This is a genomic window from Celeribacter sp. SCSIO 80788, assembly GCF_051054295.1.
Classification (GTDB): domain Bacteria; phylum Pseudomonadota; class Alphaproteobacteria; order Rhodobacterales; family Rhodobacteraceae; genus Celeribacter.
The window spans coordinates 3,621,591-3,640,170 of the sequence record NZ_CP150482.1 but is presented as its reverse complement, the minus strand read 5'-3'; the positions used below and the strand labels follow the sequence as shown (position 1 = coordinate 3,640,170).

At 63.1% G+C, this 18,580-nt stretch carries 17 protein-coding genes; 7 read left to right on the top strand and 10 right to left on the bottom strand.

The features are described from left to right. The first annotated feature begins 214 nt into the window (after nt 1-214). Both clpA and V1471_RS18195 read left to right on the top strand, forming a co-directional pair. Nucleotides 215-2,548, top strand: coding sequence for an ATP-dependent Clp protease ATP-binding subunit ClpA (gene clpA, locus V1471_RS18200; RefSeq protein ID WP_434290640.1), 2,334 nt, complete (start codon nt 215-217; stop codon nt 2,546-2,548). Between the two features lie 70 nt (nt 2,549-2,618). Beyond that, on the top strand, nt 2,619-3,605 hold the full coding sequence (locus tag V1471_RS18195) for a M23 family metallopeptidase (protein ID WP_434290639.1): 987 nt from the start codon (nt 2,619-2,621) through the stop codon (nt 3,603-3,605). Nucleotides 3,606-3,607: 2 nt separating this feature from the next. Here the strand turns inward: V1471_RS18195 and V1471_RS18190 are convergent, their stop codons facing one another. From V1471_RS18190 to V1471_RS18180, 3 genes are all read right to left on the bottom strand, one after another. Beyond that, nucleotides 3,608-5,230, bottom strand: coding sequence for a peptidoglycan -binding protein (locus V1471_RS18190; RefSeq protein WP_434290637.1), 1,623 nt, complete (start codon nt 5,228-5,230; stop codon nt 3,608-3,610). A gap of 3 nt (nt 5,231-5,233) precedes the next feature. Next, a complete protein-coding gene (locus V1471_RS18185; protein ID WP_434290977.1) occupies nt 5,234-6,433 on the bottom strand; it encodes a biopolymer transporter ExbB in 1,200 nt (399 codons plus the stop codon). A gap of 87 nt (nt 6,434-6,520) precedes the next feature. Next, nucleotides 6,521-7,105, bottom strand: a complete 585-nt coding sequence (locus V1471_RS18180) for a gamma-glutamylcyclotransferase (protein WP_434290635.1) — start codon at nt 7,103-7,105, stop codon at nt 6,521-6,523. A gap of 78 nt (nt 7,106-7,183) precedes the next feature. Here V1471_RS18180 and V1471_RS18175 point away from each other — a divergent pair, with 78 nt between their 5' ends. Next, a complete protein-coding gene (locus tag V1471_RS18175; protein ID WP_434290634.1) occupies nt 7,184-8,185 on the top strand; it encodes a DUF2125 domain-containing protein in 1,002 nt (333 codons plus the stop codon). A 6-nt stretch (nt 8,186-8,191) separates the two neighbouring features. Here V1471_RS18175 and V1471_RS18170 read toward each other — a convergent pair whose 3' ends face one another. The 7 genes from V1471_RS18170 to V1471_RS18140 form a co-directional block, all read right to left on the bottom strand. Next, a complete protein-coding gene (locus V1471_RS18170; protein WP_434290632.1) occupies nt 8,192-8,698 on the bottom strand; it encodes an extensin-like domain-containing protein in 507 nt (168 codons plus the stop codon). 230 nt (nt 8,699-8,928) lie between these two features. Continuing rightward, nucleotides 8,929-9,864, bottom strand: coding sequence for a prephenate/arogenate dehydrogenase family protein (locus tag V1471_RS18165; protein ID WP_434290630.1), 936 nt, complete (start codon nt 9,862-9,864; stop codon nt 8,929-8,931). Then, entirely contained in the window at nt 9,857-10,951 is a 1,095-nt protein-coding gene (gene hisC, locus V1471_RS18160; protein ID WP_434290628.1) for a histidinol-phosphate transaminase, read from the bottom strand. The genes V1471_RS18165 and hisC overlap by 8 nt, the downstream gene beginning before the upstream one ends. A 121-nt stretch (nt 10,952-11,072) precedes the next feature. After that, nucleotides 11,073-12,104 (bottom strand): endonuclease/exonuclease/phosphatase family protein, encoded by a 1,032-nt coding sequence (locus tag V1471_RS18155; protein WP_434290626.1) that lies wholly within the window; start codon nt 12,102-12,104, stop codon nt 11,073-11,075. Nucleotides 12,105-12,245: 141 nt separating this feature from the next. Beyond that, the gene (gene rpsD, locus V1471_RS18150; RefSeq protein ID WP_434290624.1) at nt 12,246-12,866 is read right to left on the bottom strand and encodes a 30S ribosomal protein S4; all 621 of its coding nucleotides are present in this window, start codon (nt 12,864-12,866) and stop codon (nt 12,246-12,248) included. A gap of 287 nt (nt 12,867-13,153) precedes the next feature. Beyond that, complete coding sequence (locus V1471_RS18145; RefSeq protein ID WP_434290622.1) at nt 13,154-14,215, bottom strand: Hint domain-containing protein; 1,062 nt, start codon at nt 14,213-14,215, stop codon at nt 13,154-13,156. Between the two features lie 131 nt (nt 14,216-14,346). After that, nucleotides 14,347-14,829, bottom strand: a complete 483-nt coding sequence (locus V1471_RS18140) for an aminoacyl-tRNA deacylase (RefSeq protein ID WP_434290620.1) — start codon at nt 14,827-14,829, stop codon at nt 14,347-14,349. Nucleotides 14,830-15,055: 226 nt separating this feature from the next. On the opposite strand from V1471_RS18140, the gene V1471_RS18135 reads away from it, so the two are divergent. The 4 genes from V1471_RS18135 (at nt 15,056) to V1471_RS18120 (ending at nt 18,579) form a co-directional block, all read left to right on the top strand. Next, on the top strand, nt 15,056-15,265 hold the full coding sequence (locus tag V1471_RS18135) for a DUF1127 domain-containing protein (RefSeq protein WP_434290618.1): 210 nt from the start codon (nt 15,056-15,058) through the stop codon (nt 15,263-15,265). Between the two features lie 338 nt (nt 15,266-15,603). Then, nucleotides 15,604-16,647 carry a hemin-degrading factor gene (locus V1471_RS18130; RefSeq protein WP_434290617.1) on the top strand — a complete coding sequence of 348 codons (1,044 nt, stop codon included), beginning with the start codon at nt 15,604-15,606 and terminating at the stop codon, nt 16,645-16,647. After that, complete coding sequence (locus V1471_RS18125) at nt 16,648-17,502, top strand: heme/hemin ABC transporter substrate-binding protein (RefSeq protein WP_434290615.1); 855 nt, start codon at nt 16,648-16,650, stop codon at nt 17,500-17,502. 3 nt (nt 17,503-17,505) lie between these two features. Next, nucleotides 17,506-18,579, top strand: a complete 1,074-nt coding sequence (locus V1471_RS18120; protein ID WP_434290613.1) for a FecCD family ABC transporter permease — start codon at nt 17,506-17,508, stop codon at nt 18,577-18,579. Nucleotide 18,580 lies beyond the last annotated feature (1 nt).

Here is an 18,580-nt window from a genome sequence, read left to right as displayed (position 1 = left end):
TTCCTGTCAAGCCATCATAGATTGTTTTTAACGAATGAGGGGCACATTCGGCCCAAACCGCACAAAACTTGGCGTCTCCGAAAAATTTACCGGCGTTAACCACTTTTTTCCTTGAAGCTCGGGCGTATCAATCGATCTTTAAGAGTATGAGGCCACGGTAGGGTGCGGGGCCAGTCCCCCTCCAGACCCCGAATGCGAAGGAGCACAGAACGACGTGCCGTCATTTTCGAACACCCTTGAGCAAGCCATCCACGCAGCTCTGGCGCTGGCCAATGCCCGCCGCCACGAACTCGCCACACTCGAACACCTCCTGCTGGCGCTGATCGACGAACCCGACGCGGCCCGCGTCATGCAGGCCTGCAATGTCGATCTCGAGGAGCTTCGGAAAACCCTTCTGGATTATATCGAGGACGATCTTTCGACGCTCGTCACCGATGTCGAAGGGTCCGAAGCGGTCCCGACCGCCTCTTTCCAGCGCGTGATCCAGCGTGCCGCGATCCATGTTCAATCCTCCGGTCGCACCGAAGTGACCGGGGCAAACGTGCTCGTCGCGATCTTCGCTGAACGCGAATCCAACGCCGCCTATTTCCTGCAAGAACAGGACATGACGCGCTATGACGCGGTGAATTTCATCGCCCATGGCGTTGCCAAAGACCCGGCTTTTGGCGAACAGCGCCCGATCACCGGCGCCGACCAGAACGAGGAAGAGGCCCAGACGCAGCAAGCCCAGCCTGCGAGCGAGGACAAGGAATCGGCACTGGCAAAATACTGCGTCGATCTGAACAAGAAATCCATGAAAGGCGATGTCGATCCGCTGATCGGCCGCGCCGAAGAGGTCGAGCGCTGCATTCAGGTGCTCTGCCGCCGCCGCAAGAACAACCCGCTTCTGGTGGGCGATCCGGGCGTGGGCAAAACCGCCATCGCCGAGGGTCTCGCCAAGAAAATCGTCGATGGCGAAACCCCCGAGGTTCTGGCTCATTCCACGATCTACTCGCTCGACATGGGCGCGCTTCTGGCCGGAACCCGCTATCGCGGCGATTTCGAGGAGCGCCTGAAAGCCGTGGTCAAAGAACTCGAAGATCACCCGGATGCAATTCTCTTCATCGACGAGATTCACACCGTGATCGGCGCCGGTGCCACATCCGGCGGCGCGATGGATGCCTCCAACCTGCTGAAACCGGCTTTGCAGGGCGGCAAGCTGCGCTGCATGGGTTCGACGACCTACAAGGAGTTCCGCCAGCATTTCGAGAAGGACCGCGCCCTGTCCCGCCGGTTCCAGAAAATCGACGTCAACGAGCCGTCGGTGGACGATGCCGTGAAAATCCTTCAGGGTCTCAAACCCTATTTCGAGGAACACCACGACATCCGCTACACCCACGATGCGATCAAGACCGCCGTGGAACTGTCCGCGCGCTACATCCATGACCGCAAGCTGCCCGACAAGGCGATCGACGTGATCGACGAGGCCGGGGCCGCGCAACATCTCGTGGCCGAAAGCAAGCGCCGCAAAACGATCTCCCCGAAAGAGATCGAAGCGGTGGTGGCCAAGATCGCCCGCATCCCGCCGAAGAACGTCTCCAAAGACGACGCCGAGGTGCTCAAGGATCTCGAAGCGACGCTCAAACGTGTGGTCTTCGGTCAGGACAAGGCCATCGAAACCTTGGCTTCCGCGATCAAACTCGCCCGTGCGGGTCTGCGCGAGCCGGAGAAACCGATCGGCAACTACCTCTTCGCGGGTCCGACCGGCGTGGGGAAAACCGAAGTCGCAAAACAGCTCGCCGACACGCTTGGCGTGGAGCTTCTGCGCTTCGACATGTCGGAATACATGGAAAAACACGCCGTCTCCCGTCTGATCGGCGCGCCGCCGGGCTATGTCGGTTTCGATCAGGGCGGTCTTCTGACCGACAGCGTGGATCAGCACCCGCATTGCGTGCTCCTGCTCGATGAAATCGAAAAGGCGCACCCCGATGTTTACAACATCCTGTTGCAGGTGATGGACAACGGCAAGCTGACCGATCACAACGGGCGCACCGTCGATTTCCGCAACGTGATCCTGATCATGACCTCCAACGCCGGCGCGACCGAGCAGGCGAAAGAGGCCATCGGCTTTGGCCGCGACCGTCGCGAGGGCGAAGACACCGCCGCCATCGAACGGACGTTTACGCCGGAGTTCCGCAACCGTCTGGACGCGGTGGTCTCCTTCGGTCCGCTGCCGAAAGAGGTCATCCTGCAAGTCGTCGAGAAATTCGTGCTGCAACTCGAGGCCCAGCTCATGGACCGCAACGTGCATATCGAACTCACCCGCCCGGCCGCCGAATGGCTCGCCGACAAAGGCTATGACGACAAGATGGGCGCACGTCCGCTGGGCCGCGTCATTCAGGAATATATCAAGAAACCGCTCGCTGAAGAACTTCTGTTCGGCAAGCTCGCGAAAGGCGGCGTGGTCAAGATCGGCGTCAAGGATGGCGACATCGACCTGATCATCGAAGAACCCGGTGCCCCGCGCATCGGGCGTTCGAAGAAACCGCCTCTGCTCACCGCGGAATAAGCCTTTGAAAAGCCCCGTCCCTTGACGGGGCTTTTTCTTCGCGCAACGGTGCCGCGAACGATCCCAATCGATGTCTGTCATGCGTGCCCTGATTGCCCCCCTGTTGCTTGCCGCCCTCCTCGCCACCCCGGCCCTAGCCCGTGACCCGGTTCTGGCCCCGCCCATCGACTGTGTGTTGGGCCAGACCTGTTACATCCAGAATTACGTCGATACCGATCCCAGTCCGGGGGCCGCCGATTTCACTTGCGGAACATTGAGTTACGACGGCCACAAGGGCACGGATTTCGCCCTCCCTGTCCTGCTCGACATGTTGCAGGGCGTCAATGTTCTCGCCTCCGCCCCCGGCACGGTGAAGGCCATTCGCGACGGCATGCAGGATGTTCCCCAAGGCAGCGAGGGGGCGCCCGACGTCACCGGCAAGGAATGCGGCAACGGCGTGGTGATCGACCATGGCGACGGCTGGAGCACGCAATATTGCCACATGATGAACGGCACCATCGCGGTTGAGACAGGCCAAAAGGTCGGCGCGTCCACCGTTCTGGGTCAAGTCGGTCTCTCCGGCATGACCGAGTTTCCCCATGTCCACCTCGCCCTGCGCCACAATGGCAAGATCGTCGATCCGTTCAACCCCACCGGGCTGATCTCCTGCGGCGAAGAGGCCATGTTGAACGGCACGCTCTGGGACCGGGACATGGTCTACCACGCGGGCGGCCTTCTGACCCTCGGCCTTGACACCAAGGTGCCGGATTACGAGAGCGTCAAGGCGGGAACGGCGGGCAATGTCCCGCTCGGTTCCGACAGCCCTGCGCTTGTGGTTTTCGGCTTCGGCTATGGCACTTTGAAAGGTGACATTCTTCGGATGAGCATCTTCGGCCCCGACGGCGAAGTGATCAGCCACGACGCCCTGCTCGACAAGGATCAGGCCCGCATGTTCCGTGCCGTCGGGCGCAAATCCCCGGGCGCGTGGCCCATAGGCGGCTATACCGCCACGGTGCAACTGATCCGCAAGGGCGCAGAGATCGACCGCCTCGAAGAGCGCTTTCGCATTGATAAGTGAAATTATTTCTCGGTGAGTTTCAACTCGATCCGACGGTTCTGCGCCAAAGCCTCGGGGCTGTCCCCCACCGCAATCGGCTGATATTCCCCAAACCCCGCAGCCACCAGACGCGAGGGGTCGAAGCCGAGATCGTTGACCATATAGCGCACCACGGCGAGCGCGCGCGCCTGAGACAGCTCCCAGTTGTCACGATATTCTCCGGTCCCCGACAGCGGCGTCTTGTCGGTGTGCCCATCGACGCGAATGACCCAATCGATCTCCGGCGGGATCTCCGCCGCCACCTCGGACAAGATGCGCGCCACCCGCGCGATCTGCGTCTTGCCCAGAGGCCCCAGATCGGCGGAGGCCGGTTCGAACAGAATCTCGGAGGAGAACACGAACCGGTCGCCGACAATCTTGACCCCTTCACGATCGCCGAGAATTTGCCGCATCCGCCCGAAAAACTCCGAACGATAGCTCTGAAGGCTTTTCGCCTCTTCCTCCAACCGTTTGCGCTCCGCCTCTTCCAAAGCGGCCCGCGCCCGTTCTTCGGCGGCGACCTGGGCCAGTGCGGCGTTCAACCGTTGGGTCAGGCTGTCGATCTGAACCTCGTTCTCCGTATCTGCCGCCGTGCGCACATCCAGCGTCGATTGCAGCGCCGACAATTGCTCTCGCATCTGTGCCACCTGCGCATTCAGAAGCGCCAGCTTGCGTTCGCCTTCCCCCGATTTCGCCTCTTCGTCGATCAGAGCCGCCTGCGCCGTGGCCAAAAGCGCCGCCTGTTTGTCGCGATCCGACACATCGCTGTCGAGTTCGGCCTGCAACTTGTCCCGCGCCGTGCGCGCCGCCGCCAGAAGCGTCAAAGTCTCCTCGGCCTGCTTGCGCGCCTCTTCCAAGGCCAGCGTCATCGCGGTCAGTTCATCGTCCGATCCCGCCATCCGCTCCTGCAAGGCCTTCAACGCCGCCGCATCCGCCAGCCGGTCTTTCTCCGATTGAGAAAGCTGTTCCTGCGCCGCCGCCAAAGCCGCCTGCCGTTCGTTCGTCTCCGTCTTCAACTGCGCCACCAAAGCGTCCAGCGCCTCACGCCGCGCCGCCGCCAAACGCGCCTCTTCCGTCGCCGCGTCGATCTCGTCGCGCGCCTTTGCCAGCGCAAGCTGCGCGGCCTCCTGATCGGTGATCAACTGCGCCTTCGCCGCCTCCAGATCCTCGATCTGCGCCGCCAGTTGCGCGCCTTCGGTCAGTGCCGCATCGCGTTCGGCCATGAGGCTCGCCACCTGCGCTTCGAACGAGGCGATCCGTCCGGTCAGCGCGGCATTCTCGCCCTGTAGCCCCTCGATGGTCGCGGCCTGTGCCTTGGCCCGGGCCTGCACATCCGACAGCGTCGCCTGCAACGTGCCGATCTGAGTCTCAAGCCCGAGGCTCTTCTGTTGTTCCAACCCAAGCGCGGTGGCCAGCGCGTTCAATTCGCCGGTCAGCGCATCGAGTTCATGCTCCTGCCCGGAAATCTGGTCGCGCAGCATGGATTGCACCACCATGAAGATGGTCAGAACGAACATCAGCACCAGCAAAAGCGCCGTCATCGCATCGACAAACCCCGGCCAGATCGAGCCGGACATGCGATGGGAGGAGCGGCGCAGAACGGCCATGGGTTATTCGCCCAATCCGCGCAGCACGCGGGTCAGCTCGGCCAGTTCGGCACGCAGCTCGGACACGCTCTCCTGCCGCCCCGCCGACAGCTCTTCGAGAATGCGCAGAAGCTGCACATCGATCGAGCGCAACCGCATCCGGGCCTCGGCGTCGAATGGCTCTTCCTCTGTCGCAAAGCGGCTCTGCATCACCCCGATCAGCCGCTCCTGCCCCTCAGCCATGCGCGAAAGCAAAGGTGCCGCCCCGGTGTCCGCATCCATTTGCAACACCAGCCGGTCCATCGAAGACACAAGCTGTTCCAGACGGTTGTCGACCGCGACACGGGCGGCGTCGGAGCGAGTGAACATCTCCTGCAACTGTTGCATCTGCTCGCTCATGTAATCGAGCACCGCGACCGCCCCCGACATCTCGCCCTCGCCCGCATCCGAGGCAAAGCCGATGCGGGTGATCGTCGACATCCACTCTTCCAACTCGCGGTAGAACCGGTTCTGCCCATGGGTCGCGAACAGTTCGAGCATACCGACCACGAGCGACCCCGCGAGCCCCAGAAGCGAGGAGGCAAAGGCCGTCCCCATACCCCCGAGCTGGCTTTCAAGCCCGCCCATGAGCTGGCCCAGCACATCGCTCGCGCCTTCTCCCTCAGAGGGCGACAGCGAACGGATAGTGTCGACCAGTGCCGGAACGGTGGTGGCGAGGCCATAGAAGGTCCCGAGAAGACCTAGAAAAATCAGCAGGTTGGCAATGTAACGCGTGATGTCGCGCGCCTCATCGATGCGGGTTGCAACAGAATCGAGGATGGAGCGCGAGGAGCTTGCCGAAATTTGCGAATGCGCGCCGCGCCCGCGCAGCAACGCCGCCAGAGGCGCCAGCAGCCGCGGGGCCGCCTTGCCCGGCACATTCGGACGCTGGCCGGTGAAACGCTCGATCCAATTGACCGAGGCGACCAGTTGGGCGACTTGCCAGAAACACGACAGAATGCCGATGAAGAACACCACGGCGATAAAGCCGTTGAGATAGAGATTGGCGAAGAACACCGGCCCGACCCGCGGCAGGGCCATGACCAATCCGGCCACGACCAGCCCAAGCACGACGATCATCAGCGTGATCTGGCGCACGGGTTGGGAAAAGAATTTCAGCTCGGCCTGACGCTTTTCAGCCTGCGGTTTAGCCTGACGCTTTCGCGTGTGATCGGGTTGGTCCATCGACGTCCTGACCCCTTGACGTTTCGTGCTCACGATAGGGGCTCTCCGGCCCTCTGCCAACACGCGATTTCGTGTCCGGACGTTTCCTTACGTTTTAAGCCGATGCCGGACCATCTCGGAAAGCTCTGTCAGCTCAAGATCCTCCATCCCGAGCTGAGCCAGATGCTCGGCGGTCGAGAAAAGATAGTCGCAATTCGGCCCCCGCCCGCCACAGGCGCCAGCGATCACCTCGGCCTGTCGCTCAAGGCTCAAAGGCCCGGTGTATTGCACATGCGCCGGGTCGACCACATAGGCCAGCGCCGGAACATCGCGCCCATCCGACAGGGTCAACACCACCTCGCGTTCGAGATAGGCCGAAGACACCAGCTCGCGTTCGCGCAACTCGGCAAGCGCCTGTTCCGCCACCTCCGGCCCGACGCGAAATGCCAGCCCGTGACAGGAGCCCCCCGCCTCCGCATCGAGCGCCAAAACCAGCCCCGGAACCTCGGGCGAGCCGCGATGATGGATCGACCACATGCAGAAAGACCGCGCATAGCCAGTCAGAACCGCAGGAACGCGCTCGACAAACTCGAACCCCGGATTCCACATCAGGGAGCCATAGCCAAAGACCCAAAACCCTTCGCGCAGATCCACATGCACAAGCGCGTGATCCGCCGCATCATAGGAGGACATCGCCCTCTCTCCTCTTTTCAGCCCCGCCTCCCCCCGTTAAACACGGGCCATCCGGGAAAGAAAAGACGGGACCCCAAGATGCGCAAACTGATCTGGCTCGTGCTGGCCGTGTTCATTCTCTATTCCGGCTATTGGATCATCGGTGCGCGCGGCACGGAACACGCGATTGCCGCCTGGATCGACGCCCGCGCCAGTGAGGGTTGGCAGGCGGAAACCGTCGAAGTCAAAACCCGTGGCTTCCCGGCCCGGTTCGACACGGCGATCATGGAACCGCGTCTGGCCGATCCTAAGAGCGGCGTGGCGCTTTCGACGCCCAAAATCGAAATCCTGAGCCAGAGCTTCCGCCCGACCCGGTTTACCCTGCACATGGCGCCGGAACTGACACTCGCCTCCCCCTATCAGAAGCTCGACATCACCCAGGACTCGGCCGAGGCGCAATTGTTCGTCGATCCCGGCCCGAACCTGACGCTCGATCATGCCTCCGTGGCCATCGACGGGTTGAAACTCATCTCGACCGCAACCTGGGGCCTGACCCTCGACAGTGCGCAGATCGCCTCTCAACGGCGCGCCGACGACGCGTTGACCCATGACATCACTCTGAATGCCCAAGGTTTCGCCCCCACCGGTGGGCTGGTCGAGGAGCTGGACCCGGAGGGGCTTTTGTCGGATCGTTTCGAGGAACTCGATCTCAAAATGACCGCAACTTTCGGCACCCCGTGGGACATTCACGCCCTCGAAGGCCCGCGCCCGCAGCCGACCCATATCGACGTCGAGAATTTTTCGGCCCATTGGGGTGAGTTGAAACTGAAACTCACCGGTGCCTTCGACGTCGACAAGCGCGGCTATCCCGTTGGCAAGGTGGCGGTAAAAGCCGAGAACTGGCGCGAGATGATCGAGCTGGCGATTGCCACCGGCGCGATCCCCGAGAACATGAGCAATCTGGCGTTGCGCGGCGGCGAGATGCTGGCCGGGCTCTCCGGGCGCAAGGACACGATCGACGCGGAATTGGGCCTGAAAGACGGGATGATCACACTCGGGTTCATCCCGCTGGGGCCAGCACCGCGCATCGTCATCCGCTAAAGACACTCACCGGCAATAGCTTCCGGAGCGGTACTGCGCCGTGTCGAAATGGAAGTGATCCTTGTGATAGCCGTCGCTTTCCGGGCCCAAGACTGTGCCGAAAGGCCCGCAGGCAGCCTTGTGCAGTTTGCGCAGCGTCTTGCCCTGTTTGCGGTCGTCCCAGCCCGACAAAACCGAGATCACCGTCCCGTCTTTGAGACGGAAACCGGCAATATCAATCGCCCGTCCGCGCCCATGTTCGGAAATCTTTGCCCCCGCCTGCCGGTTGCGCGGACGACAGGCATAGCTTGCCGCCACGTCGAGCTGCACCAACCCGCCGCCGTCCCGCCCGATCACCGGCGCGGCACTCTGCGCCACCCAGAGGCGAAGCGCCTGAGCCGTCGGGCAATCGACGGTCGCAGGGGTGGAAAGTTTCACGCCCGCAACCTCGGTGATCTGAACCGGATGGCTCACGCCGCATCCGGCCACCGTCCCGGCAATGGCGCTCACACTTTTGCCGCGAATGTCGGGCATGCCACAGACAGAGCCTTTGGGGCCCGACGCCACGCTGCGTGCCGGGGCCTGTTGCGGTCGGGGTTTTGGCATTGGCGAAAGAAAGCCCGTCTCTTCCGGCGGGAGTTGGATGACCGGACTTGCCTCTGGGACCGACCCGGGGCGCGGCAGCGGCACGGGCGAGGTCTCAAGCGCAATGGCGGGCATGGCAAGGCCCGCAAAGAAGGCAAGGGCTATGACGCCCCGCGCCCTCATCCGCCTTTTTTTCCACGCCCGAAATCCGGCGCGTCAGTGTCCTGCCCCGCCTCGATGATGCCGCGACGGATCGCGCGGGTGCGGGTGAAATAATCATGGAGCGTGTCGCCATCGCCGGTGCGGATCGCCCGTTGCAAGGCAAACAATTCCTCGGTGAAGCGCCCGAGAATTTCCAGCGCCGCTTCCTTGTTGGTCAGGAACACGTCGCGCCACATCGTCGGGTCGGAGGCCGCGATCCGGGTGAAATCCCGGAAACCGGCGGCGGAGAATTTGATGACCTCCTGATCGGTCACCCGGCGCAGATCGTCGGCGACACCCACCATCGTATAGGCGATCAGGTGCGGCACATGAGACACCACGGCACAGACAATGTCGTGATGCTCCGGGTCCATCCGCTCGGTGTTGGCACCCAGTTCGGCCCAGAAATCTTCGAGCTTCTTGACCTCTCCCTCATCCGCGCCCTCGGGCGGCACGATCAGGCACCAGCGGTTGTCGAACAGCTCGGCAAAACCCGAGCGCGGCCCGGAATGCTCCGTCCCGGCCATCGGGTGCGTGCCGATGAAATGCACGCCCTCCGGGATATGCGGCATCACGGCTTCGAGCACGGATTTCTTCACGGAGCCGACATCGGTCACCACGGCGCCGGGTTTCAGCGCCGGTGCGATTTCTGCCACGACCTGTCCCATCACACCCACCGGCACGGCAAGCACGATCAGATCGGCGCCCTCAACCGCCTCGATCGCGGTGTCACAGACCCGGTCCACAAGCCCGATCTCGCGCGCCGTGTCACGGGTGGCTTGCGAGCGGGCATAGCCCGTGATCTCGCCCGCCACACCCGCGCGGCGCATCGCCAAGGACATGGATCCCGCGATCAGGCCAAGCCCGATCAGTGCGACCCGGTCGTAAATGACCCCAGATACAGGCTCACGCACTGGCCTGTTCCCCTTTGAACTGACCGATCACATGGGCGACACGGCGACAAGACGCCTCGTCCCCCACGGTGATCCGCAGGCAGTTCGGCAAACCATACCCCGCCACGCGGCGCACAATGATGCCCTGAGATTTCAGGAACTCGTCGCAGGCTTCCGCTTCGGCCTGATCGGTGAACCGCGCCAGAACGAAGTTGGCACAAGACGTGTCGGACGGGATGCCCAGCTCCATCAGCGCTTCGGCCAGCCACGCGCGCAGACGCGTGTTGTCCTCGCGGCATTTCTCCACCCAGTCGCGATCCTTGACGGCGGCTTCGGCCGCGGCCATCTGCGCCTCCGAGAGGTTGAACGGCCCGCGCACCCGGTTCAGCACGTCGATGATGTCCTTGGGACCATAGCCCCAGCCGACACGCACGCCGCCCAGACCGTAGATCTTGGAGAAAGTACGGGTCATCACCACATTGTCACGCGCTTCGACCAGAGCCGCACCGCCGTCGAACCCCTCGACGAACTCGGCATAGGCCCCATCGAGCACCAAAAGCACCTGCGACGGTAAGTTGGCGGCGAGATGCGCAATGTCGCGCTGGCCGATCATCGTGCCGGTCGGGTTCGCCGGGTTGGCGATGAACACAAGCTTGGTGCGCTCGGTGCAGGCTTCGAGAATGGCATCCACATCCACCACGCGCTCGCGCTCGGGTACGCAAACAGGCGTCGCCCCCGCGGCGCGCGCGGAGATTTTGTACATCGAGAAGCCGTGTTCGGTATAAATCACCTCATCGCCCACGCCCGCATAGGCCTGGCAAAGGAAGGTGATGATCTCGTCCGACCCAACGCCGCAAATGATGCGCTCCGGATCGAGCCCGTGCACATCGCCGATTGCCTTGCGCAGGCTGGTATGATCGGTGTTCGGATAACGATGGAGTGTGTGCACCGCCTTGGCAAAGGCTGCCTTCGCGCTTTCCGGCGCGCCGAACGGGTTTTCGTTCGACGACAGCTTGATCACATTATCGACGCCCTGCACATGGCTCGCCCCGCCCTGATACAGAGCGATGTCGAGGATGCCGGGTTGCGGTTCGATCAAACGGGTCATGGGTCCACTCGCTTAGAATTTGCCCGCCCCTCTTAGCGCCGCGCGCCGGACTTTGCCAGCGGCATGAACACCGCAGGCGCAGTTGTTGCGTGCGTGCTTCGGTTTCTCCGCGACCAGCCGCTCAGACGAGCGCCCCGGCCGCCGGTTTCCACCGGAACCCCGCACGCAGGATGCCGTGATCGTTGGTGCCCGTGGCCTTGTGGTCCTCGATATTGAGGTGGTCGTTATCCACCGTCATCTCGTCGAAGGCCCAGAGCCGCCGCTTCGAGTGATCGTAGAACTCCTGCGAGAACAGAATGTGATCGAGACTCTCACGCTCCTTCTTGAACACATGGGTGTAATAGACATCCCGGGTCGAGCGATATTCCTGAAGCGTCTGCGCGGTATAAAGCGCATTGTCGCCGCCGCCTTCCGACAGACCCGTCAGGTATTGCGGCTGCTCGGTGAGGATGTTGAGCGTGTTCGACAGCTTGCCATCATTCATGTCGCCGATCACCACCACGGGCGTGTTCGTGCCCTTCGTCAGATTGGTGATGATCATCCTGAGCGCCGTCGCCTCCGCCGTGCGCCGGATCGTCGAGACGGCATAGCCCAGCGCGTTGAGGTGATCCTTGTGCAGATCCGCCTCGTACCAGTCCTCGCGCCATAGCTCGGTCGGGCGGCGGGATTTGAAATGCGCGACAAAAACATGGATCACCGGCGTGTCCGGATGCGGCTGCACCGTAAAATGCAGGACGGGCCGCGAAAACGTCGTGAGCGCCACGGCGATGCGGTCCTGCTGCGGGTCGTCGCCGCCGGAGGCCAGCACCATGTCCTCAGGGAAATCGACGATCCATTCCGGTTCATCGACAAGGAGATCCATGCGCACCATCCCGGCGCAGACGATGCGATTGCCCGGATGCCCCGGCGGCACAAGCGCCCGATGCGTCTCGTCGAGCCCCGCCATCTGCATCGCTTCCAGAAGGGCCTCCCCGGCCCAAAGCTCCTGAAACCCGACCACATCGGCCGCGATCCGCTTCAACACCGCCCCGGTGTAGAAAATCTTCGCCTCGTATTCCTCTTCAGTCCAGCGCGACCCGGAATACATCGCCATGCCCGGCGATTGCAGATTGTAGAGATTGAAAGACCCAAACGAAATATCGCGCGCCGCCATACCACAGCCTCCTGAAACACCTTTCTCAGCATAACGCAAAAAGAGATTCGGATCAGGCCGGGTTTTCTTGACCCTGGCACGCCAAAGCAAAAGGCCGCCCCGAGGGACGGCCTTTCGGAAATCTTCGATCTTCGGCTCAGATCAGTTCTGAGCGTAGAATTCGATAACGAGGTTCGGTTCCATCTGCACAGCGTAGGGCACATCAGAGAGGCCCGGGGTGCGCACGAAGGTCGCGGTCATTTTGTTGTGGTCGACCTCGAGGTAATCCGGAACGTCACGCTCGGTCAGAGCCACGGCTTCGAGCACGGTGACGAGCTGTTTGGATTTCGCACGGACCTCGATCACGTCGCCCTCTTTCACACGGTAGGAGGGGATGTTCACGCGCTCACCGTTCACGAGCACGTGGCCGTGGTTCACGAACTGACGGGCTGCGAAGATGGTCGGCACGAATTTCGCACGGTAGACGACGGCGTCGAGGCGGCGCTCGAGCAGGCCGATGAGAAGCTCACCGGTGTCGCCACGCTGACGCTCGGCGTCGGCGAAGATGCGGCGGAATTGTTTCTCGGTCAGGTCGCCGTAGTAGCCTTTCAGCTTCTGTTTGGCGCGCAGTTGCAGACCGAAGTCGGACAGTTTGCCTTTGCGGCGCTGACCGTGCTGGCCCGGGCCGTATTCGCGGCGGTTGACCGGGGACTTCGGACGGCCCCAGATGTTTTCGCCCATGCGGCGGTCGATTTTGTACTTGGCAGACGTGCGTTTGGTCACGGCTGATCTCCTTTAGGATGGCATTTCAGCTTGATCCGAAAACCGGGTCCCACTTTTCGGGCTGAAATCGCGTTTCGCCCAAGCCACGGGACAGGAAGGCGGATCGCCTTGTGCCGTTATGTAAAGGGCGTTGTCCTCTCCCCGGACGGGTTGCCCCGCGCCCCGGGTTGACAGGCTGCCTCTTGCGAGGGCCACCAACACCAATGAAGACCCGGCGCACATCGCTGCACACCGGATGGCGGGCTTATACAGCCGGGCGTCCGGGAGTCAAGCGCCACACCGCGATTTCAGGCCACGTTGTGCAAAAGGATTGCCGCTTCCGCCGCCGACAGGGTCCGCCGCGCCGCCGGGCCGTAATCTTCGGGCTGATCCGCGAGATGCGGGAAACGCATCAGAAGCCGCTCCCTCTGCCCCTCCTCGATCATCGCAAGATCGGTGAAACCCGGATGATAGCTCTCCGTCTCAAGCCCGTTGGCAAAGATCACCTCATGGGCGTCGAACAACAGGTGGATATACTCCACCGCGCGCAGATGCCGCTCCACGGTGATCGAGCGGTCGTTGACCAGATCGCGCGCCGCCACCAGCACTTCATCGGCATTGAACAGATCGCGTGCGGCAGGCCCGCGCAACAGCATCCGATGGTTCGGCGACACAATGAGATCCTCGTCCGGCTGTCCCATCCCGAGGGCATCCGCACGGAATCGGATCGGGCGCAGCTGCGGCAGGGCATAAAGCCGGGCACCCGACATATGCCGCTGACCGATCCAGCGCAGCTTTTGCACGCCATTGTCCTTGGTCTGCACCGCATCGCCTTCGCGCAGCGCCTCGACCGCACGCGGCCCCTCGGGCGTCAGGATTTTCGTCCCGGACGTAAAACAAATCACCCCGCCCGGCCGCTTTTCCTCGGCCTCGCGGGCGCTGGCGACATGGGTCGAGACCACCCAGAGATCGGTGTCGGACGGCGGCACCTCCCCCACGAACATCAGAAGCGGCGCGCCGAGATGCGGCGTGTCGATCAGCGTGATCTCATAGCGCTTGAGCCCGTCGGTGACGTCGAACCCGCCGTCGAACAATCGCCCGCGCGCCTCCTTGTCCTGATAGATCGGCGCATCCGCCACAGCGGCCCCGATCAGCCGACGCACGGATTGCGCCGCACGCTGGTGCAGCTCCGCCCGCCCGATTGCCCCGTCGAGCACATAAACATCACGCGCACCGTCGACGCAGACCGCCTCGCCCGTCCAGCGCCATGTGGCGCCGACGTTCAATGCGGTCAGCGGCGCATTGGACAGCCCATCGAGCTCTCCTTGCGTCCACGCGATGACAAACGTGCCGGAATAGCCCGTTCTCATTGCCTGTATAGCCTGCCTAGTTCTTTTTATTGCGCTCAGGCTAGCACAGGCGAATCGCTCTGTTAACGCTTTTTTGACCGCATGTTGGCGTTCTGCAAAATTGTCGCGATGTCAGCGTCGGCAAGCGCATTCTAGAGAACGCTGACCTCCGCTACCCCCGCCGCCAGCGCCGCGATCCCCGGTTCCGGCGCAAGACAGACCATCAGCCCGCGCTTGCCGCCGTTCATCACCACCGGCGCCTCGACCGTGAGGACCGTGGCGTCGAACACCACCGGCACGCGCTTTTTCTGGCCGAAAGGGCTGATACCGCCGGTGTGAAACCCGGTCAGACGCTCCGCCTTCACAGGCTCCATCATCTTGGCCGTTTTGCCCTTGAGCGCCGCAGCCACCTTTTTCATCGACAGCGACCGATCCGACGGGATCACCGCGCAGGCCGGTTTGCCGTCGACCTCGAGCATCAGCGTCTTGAACACCCGCACCGCTTCCCAGCCGATCGCCGCCGCCGCATGCAACCCGATCGGCCCGTCGCCACCGGCGCCATAGTCGTACTCGAACAGCTCATAGGGTATCCCCGCCTTGTCGAGAAAGCGCGTGGCCGGGGTTGCTGTGCTCATCGGGGATCTCCTTTTACTCTGCTCCCTATAGAACAGTGTCCCGCGCAGGCAAACCGCCTGCGCCCGCTGTCTATCCCGTTATGTCCACAAGCCATGCCAATAACGCATAACGGGACTGTCATTCCGGCATTTGCCTTCACAAATAGCCCGACATATATGCGCCTCAGGACAAATACCGCCCATTTTTGGTGCGGTTTGAAAACTTTCAATTCAAGGACCGACAAACATGACGACCCTGACCCACACCCTCGCGCCGAGCTCCGTCTCCGGCTCCAAAGGGTTCGGCGCTGGCCTGTTCGGCAAGCTTGCCGCGTACCGTCACGCCGCCAAGACCCTCAAAGCGCTCGACGCTTTGTCCGACCGCGAACTGGCCGACATCGGGCTGAACCGCAGTGACATCACCGATGTGGCCTATGGCCGGATGACCCGCGCCTGATCGCACCGCATCAGAGCTATCGAAAACGCGCTCCCGGCCCCCCGGTGGGCGCGTTTCCTTTTTGTCAGCCTTACTATCGCCAAGTATCTTGACAAAATAACTCAGGGATTATACCTCCCCTCGAAACGCAAGCGCCCCTGCGGCAGCCAGCCCGACACCGTATCTTGGGAAACGGGGCTTGCCGATGATCCGTTCAGTTCTCCGCATGACAAAAGGCGCAGGGGCTTCCCCGCACCGCCCGTTCTCCCGTTCCGTTGCCAAGGTCGTCTGACCCCAGCCAGCGCGCGGGGTGGTCCTTCGTGTCCCGCGCGCGTCCACCCATCACGTGAGGCCTCGCCATGAACAAACCGCTCACCGCAGAAGACATCCGCGCCGCGAAATCCGCCAACACCGGTAAGCGCGACCGCGATCTCGCCGACAGTCTCGGCATTTCCGAAGCCGAATTGGTGGCCGCCCACACCGGTCAGACACCGGGCATGACCGTCACCCGGATTGCCGCCCATCCCGACGCGGTCATGCCGCGCCTCACCGCTCTGGGCGAGGTCATGGCGCTGACCCGCAACGCCTCCTGTGTGCACGAACGCGTCGGCACCTTCGAGACCTACAAATCCGGCCCGCATGCCTCCATGGTGCTCGGCAAGGAGATCGACACACGGATTTTCCCGAAATTCTGGACCTTCGGCTTCGCCATCGAGAACGAAACCGAAAAAGGCATCCGCCGCACGCTGCAATTCTTCGACGCCTCGGGCGATGCGTTGCAGAAAATCTTCCTGCGCGACGGCTCAAACCACGATGCCTGGCAACCGCTTGTCGATGTGCTGGCGCTCGAGGACCAGTCGCCGGAGATCGCAGTCGAACCGCGCCAGCCCACGGAAGACGCAAAGATCAACGCGGACAAGCGCGACATCCTCGTCGAGGAATGGGCGCGCATGACCGACACCCATCAGTTCAACCGTCTGGCCGCGAAACTCGGTATGAACCGCCTCGGCGCCTACCGCCTCGCCGGTGCACCCTTCGTGCGCAAGGTCAAGCCCGAGGCCGTCGCGGATTTCCTCGACGCTGTTTCCGCCGCACATCAGAAGGTCGTCCTGTTCGTCGGCAATCGCGGCAATATCCAGATCCACTGGGGCACGCTCGACACGATCAAACCCATGGGGCCCTGGCTCAACGTGCTCGATCCGCGCTTCAACCTGCATCTGCGTGGCGACCATCTGGCCGAAGTCTATGTCGTCGACAAGCCGACGAAGCGCGGCCCCGCCGTCTCGCTTGAGGCGTTCGACGCCGACGGCGGGCTGATCTTCCAGTGCTTCGGCCAGCGCGAGAATGACGACGACGATCTGGCCCAATGGCACCAGATTCTCGCCGATCTGCCGGAGGCGTAAATGAAGCCCCTCTTTCTAACCGCCGCACTCCTCCTGCCGCTCTCTGCCCATGCGCAGAGCTACCCGGAAGCGACCTCCATCGTCGCCATCGGTGGCCCGGTGACCGAGATCGTCTATGCTCTGGGCGAGGAGCACCGTCTCGTTGCCCGTGACACCACCTCGCAATTCCCGGAGGCCGCGAACGCCCTGCCCGATGTCGGCTATATGCGACAACTGTCGGCCGAGGGCGTGCTTTCCGTCGGCCCCGACCTGATCCTCACCCGTGACACCGCCGGTCCGCCCGAAGTGCTCGACCAGCTCCGCGCCGCCTCGATCCCCTTGGTGCCGGTCAAGGACGGGTTTTCCGAAGACTCCGTCATTGCGGCGATCCACACGGTCGGCGAAGCGCTTGGCGTCCCTGCCAAGGCCGACAGCCTCGCCACCGAAATCGAGACGCAATTCGACAGCCTCAATCAGGCCCGCACCGAAGCGGGCACCCCGCCCCGCGTGCTGTTCATCCTGTCCAATCAGGGCGGGCGTCTGAATGTGGCGGGCGACGGCACCGGCGCGGATGGGATCATCGCGCTCACGGGGGCAGAAAACGTCATGTCCGGCGCGTTTCAGGGCTACAAGATCATGAGCGACGAGGCGATCATCGCCGCCGCCCCCGACGTGGTGTTGATGATGGCCAGCACCGGCCAGAGCGAGCATGACGCCAACAAGAGCGATATTCTCGACCTGCCCGCCCTGTCGCAAACGCCCGCCGGGCAAAACCACGCTTTCGTTCAGGTCGACCCCGCCGCTCTCGGCTTCGGTCCGCGCACCGCGCATTTCGCCACCGAGTTGCACAACGCGCTCTGGGCCGCGGCGGAGTAACCCATGGCCATCGTGGACAGCCAAAGCGCCCCCCTCGCGGGCGACCGTCGCGACAAGGCGCGTTTTCTGCGCCTCGTGCTGCTGGCGCTCCTTGCCCTGACCATGCTTTTGGGCCTCGGCTGGGGCGCTGCGGGCGACACCGATGTGATCGGCGCGCTCATGGCCAAGGCGGGGATCGGCGAAGCCTCTTTGCGCGATATGACCATCGTCTGGGACATCCGCATGCCACGCGTCCTCACCGGCGCACTGGTCGGCGCGGCCTTGGCTGTGGCCGGTGCCGTCATGCAGGGCCTGTTCCGCAACCCTCTGGCCGATCCCGGCCTTGTCGGGGTCTCGGCGGGTGCAGGCTTTGGCGCCGTAGCGGCCATCGTGCTGGGCGGGCTCCTTCCCATCGCGTTGCAAAACCTCGTCGGCGCCTATCTCGTCCCGGTCGCGGCCTTCCTCGGCGGCTGGATCTCCACCCTCCTGCTCTACAAGATCGCCACCCGCGGCGGGCGCACCTCGGTCGCCACCATGCTCCTCGCGGGCATTGCCCTCGGGGCGCTCACCGGTGCGTTGACCGGTTTCATCGTCTACAAGGCGACCGACGATCAACTCCGCGATCTGACCTTCTGGGGCATGGGCTCGGTGGCGGGCGCGACATGGGCCAAGCTCCTGACCGCCGGGCCGATCATTGCGCTTGCCCTCCTCGCCGCCCCGTTCCTCGCCCGCGCCCTCGATGCGCTCGCCTTGGGCGAGGCCGTCGCAAGCCACATGGGCATCGACACCCAGCGGATGAAGCGCATCGCGATTCTTTCCGTCGCGGGATCGGTCGGGGCCTCGGTCGCGATCACCGGCGGCATCGGCTTCATCGGCATCGTCGTGCCGCATCTGCTGCGCCTTCTCCAAGGCCCGGAACATCGCAATCTCCTGCCCAATGCCGCGCTTCTCGGTGCCATCACGCTGCTGATCGCCGACATGATCTCGCGTGTGGCCGTCGCCCCCGCCGAACTGCCCATCGGCATCGTCACCGCCTGTCTCGGCGGGCCGTTCTTCCTCTGGATCCTGTTGAAAAACCGCGCCCTTCTGGAGAGCTGAG